Annotated in this window: 17 protein-coding genes and 1 pseudogene; 10 read left to right on the forward strand and 8 right to left on the reverse strand. The window is 66.3% G+C overall.

The genetic code is table 11. From position 1 onward, the window contains the following. Window positions 1-71: 71 nt before the first annotated feature. Entirely contained in the window at window positions 72-416 is a 345-nt protein-coding gene (locus tag GN330_RS21650; RefSeq protein ID WP_343041039.1) for a DUF1491 family protein, read from the forward strand. Here the strand turns inward: GN330_RS21650 and GN330_RS21655 are convergent. Further along, window positions 406-1,365 carry a hypothetical protein gene (locus tag GN330_RS21655; RefSeq protein ID WP_156715498.1) on the reverse strand — a complete coding sequence of 320 codons (960 nt, stop codon included), beginning with the start codon at window positions 1,363-1,365 and terminating at the stop codon, window positions 406-408. The two genes, GN330_RS21650 and GN330_RS21655, sit on opposite strands and share 11 nt — an antisense overlap. Before the next feature lie 186 nt (window positions 1,366-1,551). On the opposite strand from GN330_RS21655, the gene GN330_RS21660 reads away from it, so the two are divergent. Beyond that, window positions 1,552-1,755, forward strand: coding sequence for a hypothetical protein (locus tag GN330_RS21660; RefSeq protein WP_156715500.1), 204 nt, complete (start codon window positions 1,552-1,554; stop codon window positions 1,753-1,755). A 128-nt stretch (window positions 1,756-1,883) separates the two neighbouring features. Here the strand turns inward: GN330_RS21660 and GN330_RS21665 are convergent, their stop codons facing one another. The 4 genes from GN330_RS21665 to GN330_RS21680 form a co-directional block, all read right to left on the reverse strand. Beyond that, window positions 1,884-2,597 (reverse strand): DUF1013 domain-containing protein, encoded by a 714-nt coding sequence (locus GN330_RS21665; RefSeq protein WP_156715503.1) that lies wholly within the window; start codon window positions 2,595-2,597, stop codon window positions 1,884-1,886. Between the two features lie 77 nt (window positions 2,598-2,674). Then, entirely contained in the window at window positions 2,675-3,229 is a 555-nt protein-coding gene (locus tag GN330_RS21670) for a DUF1254 domain-containing protein (protein ID WP_156715505.1), read from the reverse strand. Further along, window positions 3,222-3,803 carry a DUF1214 domain-containing protein gene (locus GN330_RS21675; RefSeq protein WP_156715507.1) on the reverse strand — a complete coding sequence of 194 codons (582 nt, stop codon included), beginning with the start codon at window positions 3,801-3,803 and terminating at the stop codon, window positions 3,222-3,224. The genes GN330_RS21670 and GN330_RS21675 overlap by 8 nt, the downstream gene beginning before the upstream one ends. A gap of 82 nt (window positions 3,804-3,885) precedes the next feature. After that, on the reverse strand, window positions 3,886-6,036 hold the full coding sequence (locus GN330_RS21680) for a transglycosylase domain-containing protein (protein ID WP_156715509.1): 2,151 nt from the start codon (window positions 6,034-6,036) through the stop codon (window positions 3,886-3,888). A gap of 230 nt (window positions 6,037-6,266) precedes the next feature. Here GN330_RS21680 and GN330_RS21685 point away from each other — a divergent pair. Continuing rightward, window positions 6,267-6,829: pseudogene (locus GN330_RS21685) on the forward strand (IS1595 family transposase); the annotation flags it as partial. 83 nt (window positions 6,830-6,912) lie between these two features. Here GN330_RS21685 and GN330_RS21690 read toward each other — a convergent pair. The 3 genes from GN330_RS21690 to GN330_RS21700 are packed head-to-tail and all read right to left on the reverse strand — an operon-like array spanning window position 6,913 to window position 8,202. Then, a complete protein-coding gene (locus GN330_RS21690) occupies window positions 6,913-7,197 on the reverse strand; it encodes a hypothetical protein (RefSeq protein WP_156715512.1) in 285 nt (94 codons plus the stop codon). Beyond that, entirely contained in the window at window positions 7,194-7,346 is a 153-nt protein-coding gene (locus tag GN330_RS21695; protein WP_156715514.1) for a hypothetical protein, read from the reverse strand. The genes GN330_RS21690 and GN330_RS21695 overlap by 4 nt, the downstream gene beginning before the upstream one ends. A 34-nt stretch (window positions 7,347-7,380) precedes the next feature. Then, the gene (locus GN330_RS21700; RefSeq protein ID WP_156715516.1) at window positions 7,381-8,202 is read right to left on the reverse strand and encodes a hypothetical protein; all 822 of its coding nucleotides are present in this window, start codon (window positions 8,200-8,202) and stop codon (window positions 7,381-7,383) included. A 234-nt stretch (window positions 8,203-8,436) separates the two neighbouring features. Between GN330_RS21700 and GN330_RS23900 the strand changes: the two genes are divergently transcribed. The 7 genes from GN330_RS23900 to GN330_RS21730 all read left to right on the forward strand — a co-directional run bounded on the left by GN330_RS23900 (window position 8,437) and on the right by GN330_RS21730 (window position 14,921). Beyond that, complete coding sequence (locus GN330_RS23900; RefSeq protein WP_246188806.1) at window positions 8,437-8,931, forward strand: hypothetical protein; 495 nt, start codon at window positions 8,437-8,439, stop codon at window positions 8,929-8,931. A gap of 25 nt (window positions 8,932-8,956) precedes the next feature. After that, entirely contained in the window at window positions 8,957-10,174 is a 1,218-nt protein-coding gene (locus GN330_RS21705; protein WP_343041041.1) for a DNA-packaging protein, read from the forward strand. Between the two features lie 13 nt (window positions 10,175-10,187). Continuing rightward, entirely contained in the window at window positions 10,188-11,360 is a 1,173-nt protein-coding gene (locus GN330_RS21710; protein ID WP_156715520.1) for a phage portal protein, read from the forward strand. Window positions 11,361-12,006: 646 nt separating this feature from the next. Then, window positions 12,007-12,369: a hypothetical protein gene (locus GN330_RS21715; protein WP_156715522.1), complete on the forward strand. Its 363-nt coding sequence runs from the start codon at window positions 12,007-12,009 to the stop codon at window positions 12,367-12,369. Window positions 12,370-12,758: 389 nt separating this feature from the next. Then, complete coding sequence (locus tag GN330_RS21720) at window positions 12,759-13,109, forward strand: DUF6107 family protein (protein WP_156715524.1); 351 nt, start codon at window positions 12,759-12,761, stop codon at window positions 13,107-13,109. Then, complete coding sequence (locus GN330_RS21725; protein WP_156715526.1) at window positions 13,099-13,665, forward strand: HK97 family phage prohead protease; 567 nt, start codon at window positions 13,099-13,101, stop codon at window positions 13,663-13,665. Before GN330_RS21720 ends, GN330_RS21725 begins: the two co-directional genes overlap by 11 nt. Next, the gene (locus GN330_RS21730) at window positions 13,662-14,921 is read left to right on the forward strand and encodes a phage major capsid protein (RefSeq protein ID WP_156715529.1); all 1,260 of its coding nucleotides are present in this window, start codon (window positions 13,662-13,664) and stop codon (window positions 14,919-14,921) included. The genes GN330_RS21725 and GN330_RS21730 overlap by 4 nt, the downstream gene beginning before the upstream one ends. Window positions 14,922-14,926: the final 5 nt, after the last annotated feature.

Below are 14,926 nucleotides of genomic sequence, written 5' to 3' on the forward strand. Positions count from 1 at the left end.
GCCTGGAAACGCTCTAGGCCGACCATCCGCGCGAGCGCCAGACGCGGCCCGGCGGCAGGCGAGGTTTGCACGTGCGCGTCACATCCGATCTTTTCGTATCCTCGCTGATCAGGCGGGCGTTCGCGGCCGGCGGTTTCGCCGCCATCGTGCATCGCGGTGCGACGGAGGCAGGAGCGATCTTTGTCGTCGAGCGTGGCCGCAACGGTGCGGTGAGCCTGTTCGCGCCCGCGCCGCAAACCGGTTATCGCGACGGCCGGCCGGCCGGGAGACTGTTTGTTTCGCTGCCGGAGATCGCCGACGACGACGCGCTGACCAGGAAACTGGAGCGCGAGTTGAAGTTCGATCCGGACGCCTGGGTCGTGGAACTCGAGCTGTCGACGCCGGTGAGCGAAATGATCGACCTTCTTACGCCCTGAGCGCGGCCGTCTCCCCGGCGTCGTCTTGTGCCGGCGGAAGGGCGGTCCTGTCGGACCGGCCGGCGCCGTCGCGCCAGTTATTGTCCACGAGGACGCGTGCGGCGTCGCGGCTGATGGACCGGAATTTTTCCAGGAACAGGCGGATATTCCTGCGCTGGGGGAAGCGCCACGGCGAGGCCGCGCAGGCAAGCAGGAAGGCCTGTTCCTCGCTGAGGTCCAGCGAGCGCAGGGCAACGAGCAGATCGTCGTAGGTACGCGCCCGGGCGATCATGCGTGCCGTGTCGTAGGGCAGAGACACGGTCTCGGCCAGCGCGCGGAAAAACGGTTCGCGGTTTTCGGCCAAGGCGGCCGCCCTCAGCTTGCGAAAACGGTCGTCATCGTGCGCCTCGTCGTCTTGGCCGTGCGCCGACAAAGCCTCGGCGGCGGCGTTTTCGTTGTCGGACATGGTCTGCAGCAGCCGGTGGCGGACGAGTGCTGCCAGACCGCGGCTGGCCGGCACCGGTGACTGCGCGACCTGTTCGGTTGGTCGGGCGGCTGTCGCCTCGAGCAGCTTGCTGACCTGGATGATGGTGGGATGGACGCGAGGCCGTCTTTTGATGACGCGCGCATGGGTGAGGCCGTGTCGGGCAATCAGGCCGAGCAGCGCAACATCGCCGAGCAGCGGCGATCGGATGAGCAGGGGCGCGGCGATGTCGGCACTCTGGTCGCACAGCCGTGCCAGAAGGGCAGGCGGGGTATGCGGCGATTCGGACAGAACGGCGGCCACGTAGCGCAGCGTCTCGGCCGGAACCTTGTCGAACAACGGGGCGGCGAGCTGGTCGAGTTGGCGGATCTCGCGCCGGCTGGGACGTGTCAGCGAGGCGAAGGCCGAGACCGCCGCCCGCAACAACCGCTCGGCCTTGCCGGCCTGATCGCGGTCCGCAATCCGCCTGAAATCCGCTGTACTCACGTGATACGCTCTACGCCATGGTGATCGGTTACGCTGGCTGCGCCGGGCTCTCAAACCTGCCCGCGCGCCGATGCCGGCACACTACAATCAATATGTTAGCAAGCTGTTAACCCTATGGCGGGCAGAGTCCGGAAATAGAGCGTCGTAAGCGTGCCAGTCGTGACCCATACAACGGAACGCACAGCCATGACGAACATCATCCAGTTCCAAGCCTATGCCGCCATGCGCAAATCGGGCCGCCGCCGGCTGACCGGCACCGCCGCGATTGTCGTTTTTCCCGGTGTTCGCTATGAACGCCAGCGCGAAAGCGGTCGACAACCGGGACCGGGCGGCACAAAAAGTCATCGCGCCACGCACCCGTCAGCAGCCGTTCCTGACCGGCCGGGTTGAGCCGGCCGAAAGGCGGGCGCGGTCGGCTCCGGCCCACGACTCTGCTTCGCTGGAGAACAATCGCGAGCCCGGCCTTTCACGGCGCGATATCCCGGTCCGAAGCCTGGCTCCGTTTCCGGGATCGGGTTCTACTGGTCCTTTTCTTCCGAATCCTCTTCCGGATCGGCGGATTTGAGCGACGACAGCTTGGCGAAGACGGCGTCGGCATCGAGTTCCTTCTCGCCCTCATCCTCAACAGGCGACGCACCGGCGCCAACGGGCAGGGTTTCGGTCGCCGATGCCGGCAAAAGCGTCTCGTCGGCGTTCTGCTGCTGCGGCGCGCCGCGCGAGGCGCGCTGAACCTCCAGGTCGAGGTCGATTTGCGTACACAGGCCGAGCGTCACCGGGTCCATCGGCTGTAGATTGGCCGAATTCCAGTGCGTGCGGTTGCGGATCTGATCAATGGTCGATTTGGTCGTGCCGACCAGCCGCGAGACTTGGGCGTCCTTCAATTCGGGATGATTGCGCACCAGCCACAAAATCGCGTTGGGGCGGTCCTGCCGCTTGGAGAGCGGCGTGTAGCGGGGCCCGCGCCGCTTCTTTTCGGGAATGCGGACCTTGGGCTCGGACAGTTTGGGCCGGTAGTTCTGATCGGTCTCCGCCTTGGCGATTTCGTCGCGTGTCAATTGCCCGGTGGTGATGGGGTCCATGCCCTTGATGCCCTGCGCGGCCTCGCCATCGGCGATCGCCTTCACCTCAAGCGGGTGCAGGTGACAAAAATAGGCGATCTGGTCGAATGACATCGCCGTGTTGTCCACCAGCCAGACCGCGGTCGCTTTGGGCATGAGAAGCTGATTGGCCATGATACAATTGTCCTTTCTTCGCCCGCGTCCCTTGCGCGGGCGGTGGTTGAAGCCACCAGAATGGGAAATCGAGCAGGCTATATCGCGTCTTGCAACAGTTCGCAACGTGTCGACGCGAAGAACTCGTCGACCAGCGGGGCGAAGGTGGCGTCGGGGCGGAAAACACGCACGACGACGATGCCTATGTCCTCTTCCACCTCGATGATGATCGATCCGGCGAGGGTTTCCGGCAGTTCCTTGCGCAGATCGATCATCTGGTCGGGCGAGACCACGACTAGGTCCAGCAGACCGTCGGAGGCGGTACGGTCGTTCAGGCTGTAGATGTTGTGTCCCCAGCGATTATAGACCGAGACCGACCAGAACAGCGGTTTTTGCGATGACTGGACGCGCACTCCGCTTGCGGAAACATCGAAACGGCAGGCGCCGGCCGCCATGAAGGGGTCCGGCGCCCGCGCGCCGCGCGTTGCCGAGGCCGCTTCCGGCAGCCTGACGAAACTGTTGGGCGCGCCGGCCTGTTCCAGCCGCGACCACGCATCACGTTCGGCATAGGCCGGCAAGAGAAGCAGGATCGCGATGTGCACGATCGCGGCGCCGACCAGGCCGGGCAGGATTGTATAGGCCAGCCTAAGCATCGCAGCCGGTCCTGTAGATGGCGGGCATTTCGATGTCGCGGGCATCGGCGCCGTTGGCGACCGGCGTGTCGTAAAGCGTGAGCACCAGCACCATCTCGCCGGTTCCTTTCACGGCGAGCCAATTGCCGGGCGCGGGCGCGCGTCCGATCGCAATTTCGAAGGAATTGTCGGTCCGGCGCAGGAGTTGGCGCGAGTGCAGCCCGTCCGCGGGCCCGGTGGGTCGTGGCGCGGCGCGTCCGGTCCTGTCGGCGGCATAAAGCGTCCAGAAGCGCGCGACCGGCACGCCGCCTTCGATCCGGTAGCGGCATCGCCGGCGCAGGCCCTGTCCGGACGAATCGCGGCTGGCGAGGAAATACAGCCCCTCCGCGCGCCCCAGTGGCAACTCGCCGTCGCGCGCGATACGGGCCCGGCCATAGGGATCGACCTGTGGCGTACCGGAATCGGGATAGGCGGTCCAGACGCCGACCCTGAGCGTGTCGAGCCCGTCAATCGCGTTGAGGGCGAACCAGACCGAGGCGCCGCCGCCGCCGACGGCGATCGCGACCACCAGCGCGACATAGAGCGGAATGCGCATCAAACAGGCCTCGCAAGCGAGGCCCGATATCGGCGCGCGTGCGGGCAGGATGGAAAAGACGCGGGGCGCACGGCTCGGATACTCAAAGCGACGACAGGGTGTCGCGTTCGCTGGCAACCCGGATCGGGGCGGCTTCGCGGAAAAGCCGCGTCATCTCACGCAATAGCCGGGTGGTGGCGGCCGACATCACCGGCGGCCGGCTCGCGGCCTGACCGTCATTGTCGCCGTCGACACCGGCATCGGCGACCTTGGGCGCGTCCTTGCCCTCAAGGAACGGCTTGTCGATGCCGGGGATCGGCTTCAGCTCGATATTGTTGTGAGCGTAGGTCATCAACCGTTTCCAGGTCATCGCCGGCAGCGAGCCGCCCGTCATGTTGCGGGTCGGGGTCGACTCGTCATTGCCGAACCAGACCGCGGCGGTGTAATTGCCGGTGAAACCGACGTACCAGGCGTCTTTGTAGGCCTGGGTGGTGCCGGTCTTGCCGGCGCTGCGGATGCCGTCGAGCGCGGAGCGCCGTGCCGTACCGATCTCCGGCACCTGAACCATGATCGAGTTCATGTAGCCGACCGACTGTTCGCTCAAAACCCGCTTCGGTTCCGGCGCGTCGCGGCGCCAGTCGTAAACGACGTCGCCGGAATGGGTCATAAGCTGGGTGATGCCGTGGCGCCGGCCGGCGAGGCCGCCATTGGCGAAGACGTGAAACCCGGTCGCCTGGTCGAGCACGGTCAGCCCCGAGGTGCCGAGCACCATGGTCTTGTCGGAAAACACCGGCGATTCGATGCCCATCGCCTCGGCCATCTCCTTGATCGGCTTGATGCCGAGATGCTCCTTGGCCAGACGCACCGGCACAGTGTTGATCGACTTGATCAGCGCGGTGGAGAGCGGGATGTTGCCGCGATAGCCGCGCGAGTAGTTTTTCGGCGACCAGCGTCCCCAGGTGATCGGCGCGTCGCGCACGATCGTGTCGGGCGTGAACCCGTGTTCCATCGCGGTCGCATAGACATAGGGCTTGAAGGAGGAGCCGACCTGGCGCAGCGCGCGGGTGGCGCGGTTGAACTGGCTGGTGCCGTAGTCGCGCCCGCCGACAATGGCGCGCACCGCGCCGCCGTCGTCGATGACGACGATCGCGCCCTGCTTGACGCCGTAATCCTTGCCGTATTGGCGCAGATGGTATTCCAGCGCCTCCTCGGCCGCCGACTGGATGTTCATGTCGAGCGTGGTGCGCGCGACCAGCGAATGGGTCGGCAGCCGCGCCGCCAATTCCTTGACCTCCTCGAACACCCAGTCGAGGAAATAGTCGGGATGCTGCTGGTTGTCGCGGTCGACGACATTGGCCGGCTCGCGCCGGGCCGCGATCACCTGGCCCTCGGTCATGAAGCCGGCCTGGACGATATTGGTCAGCACCTCGTTGGCCCGCGCGCGCGCGGCCGGCAGGTTGATGTGCGGCGCGTAGCGCGCCGGCGCCTTGAACAGGCCGGCCAGCATCGCCGCCTCGGCGAGGTCGACGTCCTTGATGCCCTTGTCGAAATAGAAGTCGGCCGCCGCCGTGATGCCGAACGTGCCGCCGCCCATATAGGCGCGGTCGAGATAGAGCTGAAGAATCTCCTTCTTGGTCAGGTTCATCTCCAGCCACACCGACAGGAAGGCTTCCTTGACCTTGCGCTCGATGGTGCGCTCGCTCGACAGGAAAAGGTTCTTGGCCAATTGCTGGGAGATGGTGGAGCCGCCCTGGACGACGGAATTGGCGCGCATGTTTTCCGTCATCGCGCGGGCAAGGCCGAAGAAATCGATGCCGTAATGGTCGAAGAAGCGCCGGTCCTCGGTCGCCAGCACCGCCTTGATGACGTGGTCGGGGATCTCGTCGACCGGCACGGAATCGCGCTGGATGATGCCGCGCTGGCCGATCTCGTTGCCGTAGCGGTCGAGCACGGTGACGGCGTAGTCGGCCTGGGCGCGCCAGTTGCCGGCGGTCTCCTCGAAGGCGGGCATGGCCAGCGCCAGGAGCACGACCGAGCCGGCCGCGCCGAGCGTGACGCTCTCGCTCAGCGCCTCCACCACGCCGCGGCGCCAGCCATAGACGCGGAACCGGCGGAAGAAGATGGTGATCGTTTCCCATATCTCGCCGACCTTGAATCCGGCCTCATAGAGGCTGGAATCGATCCAGGCGTCGATCTCGAGCAGTTTCGAGGTTCGCGGGGCGCGCGTCTTTTTTTGTTCGAATGGGTTGTCCATCAACCGCTTGTCCGTAAGCCATCGGGCAGGCAAGCTGCGTTCCCATACGGGCAATTTTCAGGCGGCCCACCACTTCCGCTGCGGCATCATTGCACCAAAGCGGCCGGCGCATACAAGGAAAAACCGGCCGCAGACCTTTGCAACTTCGCGTCATCGTAAAGAGGATGGGAAAATATTCCGGAGCGCCGGGCGATGATCCGGCGGGGAACGGACGTCCGTTTGCGAGGCGGGGCGGCGGGGGAGGGAGCGTCGGCGCGCGCGGTATGGCTCCGCGCCGACCGGCACGGCGGCGACGCGCATCTGCGGCGCTGGCTGGCGGAAGTGGACTGCCGGGAGAGCCGCCGCGCCGGTCGAGCCCGGCGGTTCGGTGCGCACCTTCCACGTCAACAATGCCACCACGGCATCCGTTCGCGAAGCGCTGGTGCGCAACGTGTCTCGCGACACCACGTTCTATGCCGACGAGTCCCGCCTCTACACCGATACCGGCAAGGAATATGCCGGTCACCGCACGGTGAAGCACACCGCGAAGAAATACGCCCGCCGCGAAGGCGATGTTGTGGTGCACACCAACACGATTGAAAACGTGTTCTCCATCTTCAAACGCGGCAGGGTCGGCGTCTATCAGCATTGCGGCGAGGCGCATCTGCATCGCTACCTTGCTGAATTTGACTTCCGCTATAACCGCCGCGCTGCGCTCAAGATTTCCGATGCAGAACGCGCCGAATACCTGTTGCGCGGCGCTCGCGGCAAGCGTTTTACCTGTCGGCGGACTGACGAAGCCGCGCACGCTTAAGCAAAAGGCACGAAGACTCCAAAGAATGCGCAAAAAGAAGTAACCTCCCGTCTTTCAGGCGGGAGGATTGCCCTGTGCGTGAGTTAGCCAAAGCACTTTTTCAAAGCGCGATTGAGGTTGCTAACGGGTTCCGCCAGCGATGCCATGAATTGGAATCCGAGCTTCGTCAAGCGAAGACGAAAGTAGTCCAAATACAAGCGCAACTTGATGCGGCGAACTTCTCTATTAAGCGCCTTGATGGCTTTCAACCGGCGCTCGGAGGAAAGCTCCAATGCCCCCATTGCTGGATCGCTCGGGGCGCAAATGTCGCCATGGCTCCGCAGCCCAGCGGTACCGATATGGACATTTTCAGATGTCGCGAGTGTCATTTTGAGTTCGCATCCTGACGCTTCTTGGCGCCGCGCTTAGGTGGCTTCTTCTCTCCCTTTCCGGCTTTGGGATCGGGAGGGGTTTTCAACAGGCGGCGCAATATCTCGTCGCCCTTCTTTTCATCATCGTCTTTAGGAGCACCGACCATGACAAAGCCCGACCTTTCAGATGCGAGGGAGAAGCTAAACCGCGCATGCGATCACATTGCGAACGTAGAGGCTCAAATCAACGCCTTTTTGGCGACAGACTTCTACCGATTGAGATTTGAACCGGATCAGCGGGAAGGACGCATTGAAGTTATTTTTGATTCTCTCCATCAGCCCACCAAGCGCATCAACTCCTTGATAGGTGACGCCATTGGGAATTTGCGCAGTACCCTCGATTATCTCGTCGTAGCGCTTACCTACCCACATACCGGCAAGACCGATGGTACGGGGTTCCCATTTGCCGACGATGCAAATGGCTTCGCCGGTGAGGTGCGGTCCTCCAGGTGCCTCGGACCTTGCGACGTAGCCGTTCAAGACATCTTCATCAATGAAATTCAGGCTTACAAGGGTGGGCAAGGGCACACCTTCTGGGTCCTGAATAAGCTCCGCAACATCGACAAGCACAGGCTGCTTTTGAGTGCCGCGCAAATGGCTGGGGTCACCATGTCGTGGAAAGATAGAAATGGGAACGTCTTCACCAACTGCGGGATGGGGGTAGAAGCAGGCCAAAGCGGCTGCTTTATCAGTGCCCCGCTCAACCACATCCAAATCACAGACAATCCACGCCCCACCTTTAACATAACGCTGGAAGAGCCTCCGACGATCAACGGTGCCCCTGTCGTTGAATTCCTTCAAATCGCGAGCCGCGCCACGGAAAGCCTCTTGAATCGTTTCTAAGCTTGCCTTGAATTCTGGCGTACAAGCCCTGAGCGCGGTAGCACCGAGAGCTGGGTCTGCGCGGAGCGCGTCCATCCAATTTTCTTCTAAATCTGCCGCCAGCCTGTCACCGCGAATCATAGGATTATCTTCCTTGGTACGTCAAGTGCATAATTAGGAAAAAAGTCCTTGACACCGTGACGGGGCTTTGGTAGGGTTCGGCTATCGTCGGACAGTTGCGCCAGGGCGGCCGGTCGGGTCGGAGGTGCGGGGGTGTTGCGAGACATCGCCAATGTCCGCGACAGGCGAAATCCTGGACGACGAAGTTCCAGACGACGAAAAACCCAAACACAAGAAAACGAACGGGATCGGTTGATGGTGCTGGCTGCGGCGGCGCGCTGGGCGGCGGCGCGGCGCGTTTTCGAGGACGGTAAAGCGGGGTTTGCCACGATCGCGCAGCTGACGGGCTGCGGCGAGGCCAGCCTGGCCCGCCGCGTCCGGCGCGAGGGCTGGCGGGCGCCGCAGCAGACCGAGATCACGTCGGACCATCTGGCGCGGCTGCGGCGCGAGCTGGCGCGCTGGATCGGCCGTATCGAGACACTCGGCGCCGCGCTCGAGGCCGGGGAGGGCGGGGTCGACAAGGCCGATCTCGACGCCGCGCTGGCGGCGTTTCGCGCCCTGGAGAAGGCCGAGGACATGGCCCGCGCCCAGATGACGGAAGACACCATAGACAATGACGCCGAAAAGGCCGCCGTCCTGGAGAAGATCAACCAGCGCATCGTCGCGCTCGCCCACGAATTCGCCGCCGAGATCGTCGACCGAGGCGGCGGCGGCGGCGCGAGCGGCGGGATGGACGCCGAGCCTGGATGAGGCCTGGACGATCCGCCGCGAATGGGTGGTTTTTGCCCGCGCGCGGCAATATCCGCTGCTGTGGCCGCCCGGCCGCTCCTGGCTGGTGCTGGGCGGGCGCGGGGCGGGCAAGACGCGTCTGGGAGCGGAATGGGTCGACGCGCTGGTGCGCGGCCTGCCGCCCTTCGCCCACCGCAAATACGGCCGGCTGGCGCTGATCGGCGAGACGCTGGCCGACGTGCGCGAGGTGATGATCGACGGGCTGTCGGGGATCGCCGCCCGCGCCCGGCAGGCGCGGCCGCGCTACGAGCCCTCGCGGCGGCGGCTGGTGTGGCCGGGCGGGGCGACGGCGCAGATCTTTTCCTCGGAGGATCCCGAAAGCCTGCGCGGGCCGCAATTCGACGCCGCCTGGTGCGACGAGGCCGGCAAATGGCGCCATGCCGAGGCCTGTTTCGACATGCTGCAGTTCGGCCTGCGGGTCGGGCCGGCGCCGAAACAGCTGATCACCACCACGCCGCGGCCGATCCCGCTGCTGCGCCGGCTGCTGGCCGACCCGGCGGTGACGGTGACGCGCATGAAGACGGCCGACAACCAGGCCAATCTGGCGGCCGGCTTCGTCGACAGGCTGCGGACCCGCTACGGCGGCACGCGGCTCGGCCGCCAGGAACTCGACGGCGAGATGATCGCCGACCGCGAGGACGCGTTGTGGTCGCGGCAGATGGTGGAGGCGGCGTTTCGCCCCGGCACGGCGGCCCTGGCGCGCATCGTGGTGGCGGTCGACCCGCCGGCGAGCGCGCGCCGCACCTCGGACGCCTGCGGCATCGTGGTGGCCGGTGCGACGGCCGACGGCGAGGCGGTGGTGATCGCGGATGCGACGCTGCGCCGGGCAAGGCCGCATGACTGGGCAAGCCGCGTGGCCGCGCTCTATCACCGCCACCGGGCCGACCGGGTGGTGGTCGAGGTCAACCAGGGCGGCGACATGGTCGAGGCGGTTATCCGCAATGTCGACGCCGCCGTGGCGGTCAAGCCGGTCAGGGCGAGCCGCGGCAAGTGGCTGCGCGCCGAGCCGGTGGCCGCGCTCTACGAGCAGGGGCGGGTGCGCCACGCCGCGCGCTTTCCCGAGCTGGAGGACGAAATGTGCGATTTCGGCCCGGACGGGCTTGCCGGCGGCCGCTCGCCCGACCGGCTCGACGCGCTGGTGTGGGCGCTGAGCGAACTGCTGCTGGCCGCGCGCGGCAATCCGCGCATCCGCGACATCCGATAGACGGGACAAGGCGATGAGAGTGAACTGGCCGTGGGCGAGGCGCCCGCGGCACGGGCAGGCCCGTGTCGAAAACAAGCAGGCCGCACCGTCCGGCTTTCTGGCGCTGCACATGCAGGGCCAGGCGCGCTGGACGCGGCGCGACTATGGCGCGCTCGCCCGCGAGGGGTTCATGCGCAACCCGGTCGTGCATCGCTGCGTGCGGCTGATCGCCGAGGCCGCCGCCGCAGTGCCGTTCGTGCTTTACGAGGGCGAGGCCGAGCACGGGGACCACCCGTTGCTCGATCTTCTGGAGGCGCCCAATCCGCGCCAGGCCGGCGGCGCCTTCATGGAAGCGCTCTACGGGCATCTGTTGCTGTCGGGCAGCGCCTATGTCGAGCTGATCGGCGGCGGCACGCAAACGCGCGAACTGCATTTGCTGCGGCCCGACCGGGTGGCGGTGGCGACCGACGAGGCCGGCTGGCCGGTGGCGCTCGACTATCGCGGCGGCGGCGCCAAGCGGCGCATCGCGCTCGGCCGGCCGGGCGAGGGGGCGGCGCAGTTTCGCCTGTTTCACCCGCTCGACGACCATTACGGCTTTCCGCCGCTGGAGGCGGCGCTGATGGCGCTCGACATCCACAACGCGGCCGGGTGCTGGAACAAGGCGCTGCTCGACAATTCGGCCCGTCCCTCGGGGGCGTTGATCTATGCGCCCAAGGACGGGACCAACCTGACGGAGGAGCAGTTCGAGCGGCTGAAGGCCGAGCTCGAGGACGGGTATGGCGGCGCCAGCCGGGCCGGGCGGCCGCTGCTTCTGGAAGGCGGGCTCGACTGGAAGGCGATGGGGCTGTCGCCCAAGGACATGGATTTTCTGGAGGCCCGCAACGGGGCCGCGCGCGACATCGCGCTCGCCTTCGGGGTGCCGCCGATGCTGCTGGGCATTCCCGGCGACAACACCTATGCCAATTACGCCGAGGCCAACCGCGCCCTGTATCGCCTGACGATCCTGCCGCTGGTCGGCCGCATCGCCAGGGACCTGTCGGCTTTTCTGGGCGGGACGGGGACGGGCCTGCGGCTGTGGTACGACGCCGACCGTATCGAGGGCCTGGCGAGCGAGCGCGAGGCGCTGTGGCGGCGCGTCGACGCGGCGAGCTTCCTCGGCGACGACGAAAAGCGCGAGGCGGTCGGCTATCCGCCGAGGGGGGGCTAGCGGCCAAGGCCGGGTTTCGCCCCGACCAGCCGCGCGTGCCGAAGGGCAATCCCGATGGCGGCCAGTGGACCGACGAGGGTAGCGGTGCGCGGGTGATACCGGTTCAGGCCAGGCCGCCTGGCGGTCGCGGCGGCCCGCGCCGTGTCGGGGGACGCTGGCGAAACGTGCCGCCGGCGCAGGCGACACAGCTGGCAATCAGCAACAGCCGCATGCGTGCGGCCGTGCAGCGTGTACGGGAACTCGATCCTAGATGGAAACCGCGTCCGAGTGCGTACGAGACGGTGGAGGGTGAGATTGCCGCCAACCGGGCAGCGATGCGCGAGGCCGAAGCCAGGCTGCTGGAACTGCAGCGCATGGGGATCGGACCGGGTCCATACGCCAAGGAATCGCTGCCGGCGCGCAGCCCCGGACGAAACTGGACAGCGGAGGAAATTCGCGAGATCAATCGCATCGGACGCAAGTTTGGCTGCCACACGTGCGGCACGAAGGATCCGGGGACACCGAGGTCAAACTTCATTGGAGACTATCAGGATCCAACGGGCTTGAACACTACCGGTCGCGCTGGGAGGATTTTCCCCCACTGCTTGGCCTGTAGCCGACGCCAAGGTGGATTTGTTGCATCGCTGGTCAGGGGAAGGGGCGGAAAATGAGATCGATAAGGTTTGCTCCATCCAACTCGATCGTGTTCGTTGAAGACGCCAGCGGCGGCGAACCGCCTGAACGCGACAGTGATGCCCTGGTTCATGCCAGCCCGTCCTGCGTCTCAGTCGGCTGCTATCCGGAAATCGATGGCGAGACGGAAATCGCCCTGGGTCCAGTCGAGGAAGCGCCCGACGGATTAGACTTGGTTTTTGAGGGTGCCGTCGCGACGCCGACCCGAACCCTGGCGGTCAACACGGTCATGGCGGAGGAACTGCTTGGGGCCGCTGTTCCCGAAAAGACGACGCGACTGCGTATCTGGGTTGATCATCAGACCTGGCCGAAACGTGTCGTGATCGGTTGGCGGTAGGTCGCGAGGCCGAGGCAGGGCTGCTGGAACTGCAGCGCATGGGGATCGGGCCGGGTCCATACGCCAAGGAATTGCTGCCGGCGCGCGGTCCCGGTCGAAACTGGACAGCGGAGGAAATCCGCGAGATCAATCGCATCGGACGCAAATACGGGTGTCACACGTGCGGGACGAAGGATCCGGGGACACCGGTGGTCTGGTTGAGGATTGAATAGCCGGGTCCGAATCTGGCTCAACCATCCCGAGTCGGCCGACAAGCTTGTTGTCGGCTGGGGCTGAGCCAGGACCTCTAATGACAGCACACGAGCACCCGGCGAACCTCGACCGGGGATGATCGAGTGCTGCCAGGCCCGGCATCGTGCCGCCGCGTTTCAGCAAAATCGGAGAAGGACTTGACCGACGTACCGGATGCCGCCTGGCAATGGGCGGCCAAGGGCGCGGGCGCGGTGGCGGGGTCTGCCGTCTCGCTCGCCTACATGTTGCCGCGAACCCGGCGCGAAGCGGCGATCCGCTTCGCCGTCGGGGTGGTCTGCGGCCTGGTGTTCGGCACCGTCGCCGGGCTCAAAATCGCCGACGAACTCGGCATCGCCGACGCGATCGGCACCGCTGAGACCATGTTGATGGGCGCGGGCGCCGCGAGCCTGTGCGCCTGGTGGGCGCTGGGGCTCGTCATGCGCCTCCTGCAGCGCTGGCCCGCGGGCGGGCGTGTGCCGGACGCGGGAGGGAAACGCGATGAACGTTGAGACGGCGCGGACGAGGGACGCGGCCGGCTGGGCCCGCCCCGGCGCGGGCGCCGGCAAAGGCGGCCGTTTTCGCGGTTACGCCAGCCTGTTCGGCCGGCTCGACCAGGGCCGCGATCTGATCGAGCCGGGCGCGTTTGCGCGCGCGCTGGCCGAGAAGGGACCGGGCGGCATCCGCATGCTGTTCCAGCACGATCCGGCCCAGCCGATCGGGCGCTGGCTCGCCCTGCGCGAGGACACGCGCGGCCTGTTCGTCGAAGGCGTGCTGTCGCCGGGTGTCGGGCGGGCGCGCGAGGTGCGCGCGCTGATTGCCGAAGGCGCCATCGACGGATTGTCGATCGGCTTTCGCACCGTGCGCGCGGCGCGCGAGCCGCGCCGGCGCGTGCGCCGCATCCTGGAGGCCGATCTGTGGGAAATCTCGGTCGTGACCTTCCCGATGCTGACCGGCGCCCGCGTCGAGGCGATCGGCCCCGATAGCGAGGCGACTTCGCCGCCGGGCGATCTCGCCGGCATCATCCGCGCTGCAACATTCTTGATCGAAGGAAAGGAACCGCAATGACGCAAAAGAGCATCGCCGCTCCCGAACACAAGGCCGAAACCGGCGCATCGCGGGAGATCGCGCCGGCCTTCGCCGAATTCATGCACGCCTTCGAGGCGTTCAAGCAGACCAATGACGAGCGTCTGGCCGCCGTCGAGGGCAAGGCGGCCGGCGACGTGCTGGTGGAGGAGCGGCTCGAACGCATTTCCGAGGCGCTCGGCGACCAGCGCCGGCGCCTCGACGGGCTGCTGATCGGCAAGGCGCGTCCGGCACTCGGCGGGGCCGGCTTCGCGGCCGGCGCGTCCGGCGAGCACAAGGACGCCTTCCATGCCTATATGCGCTCCGGCGACGACCGCGCCCTGCGGGCGCTCGACACCAAGGCGATGTCCTACGGCTCGGGCCAGGACGGCGGTTATCTGGTGCCCCACGAGACGGAGGCCGCGATCGGCAAGCGGCTGGCCGCGCTGTCGCCGATCCGCGGTATCGCCTCGGTGCGGCAGGTATCGGGCGCGGTGCTGAAAAAGCCCTTCGCGCTGACCGGGCCGGCGGTCGGCTGGGTCGGCGAGACGGCGGCACGGCCCGAGACGACCAGCGCGACCCTGGCCGAGCTGCAGTTTCCGACCATGGAGATCTACGCCATGCCGGCGGCGACCGCGTCGCTGCTCGACGATAGCGCGATCGACCTCGACGACTGGATCACCGGCGAGATCGAGACCGCCTTTGCCGAGCAGGAAGGCGTGGCCTTCGTCGCCGGCGACGGCATCAACAAGCCGCGCGGCTTTCTCGATTACGACCAGGTTGGCGAAAGCGCCTGGGTGTGGGGCAAGCTCGGTTACGTGGCGACCGGGGTCGACGGCGCGCTGCCGGCGAGCGACGCCTCCGACGTGCTGATCGACACGATCTATGCGCTGAAGGCCGGCTACCGGCAGAATGCCGGCTGGGTGATGAACCGCAAGACGCAGGCCGCGATCCGCAAGCTCAAGGACGCCGACGGAAATTATCTGTGGCAGCCGCCGGCGAGCCCCGGCAGCCGGGCCATGCTGATGGGTTTCCCGCTGGTCGAGGCCGAGGACATGCCCGATATCGCCAGCAATGCCACCGCGGTCGCCTTCGGCGATTTCGGCCGCGGCTACCTGGTGGTCGATCGTACCGGCGTGCGGGTGCTGCGCGATCCCTACTCGGCCAAGCCCTACGTGCTGTTTTACACCACCAAGCGGGTCGGCGGCGGCGTGCAGGACTTCGACGCCATCAAGCTGCTGAAATTCGGCGTGTCCTGATTTGC

This window comes from Nitratireductor arenosus, assembly GCF_009742725.1.
Taxonomy (GTDB): domain Bacteria; phylum Pseudomonadota; class Alphaproteobacteria; order Rhizobiales; family Rhizobiaceae; genus Mangrovimarina; species Mangrovimarina arenosa.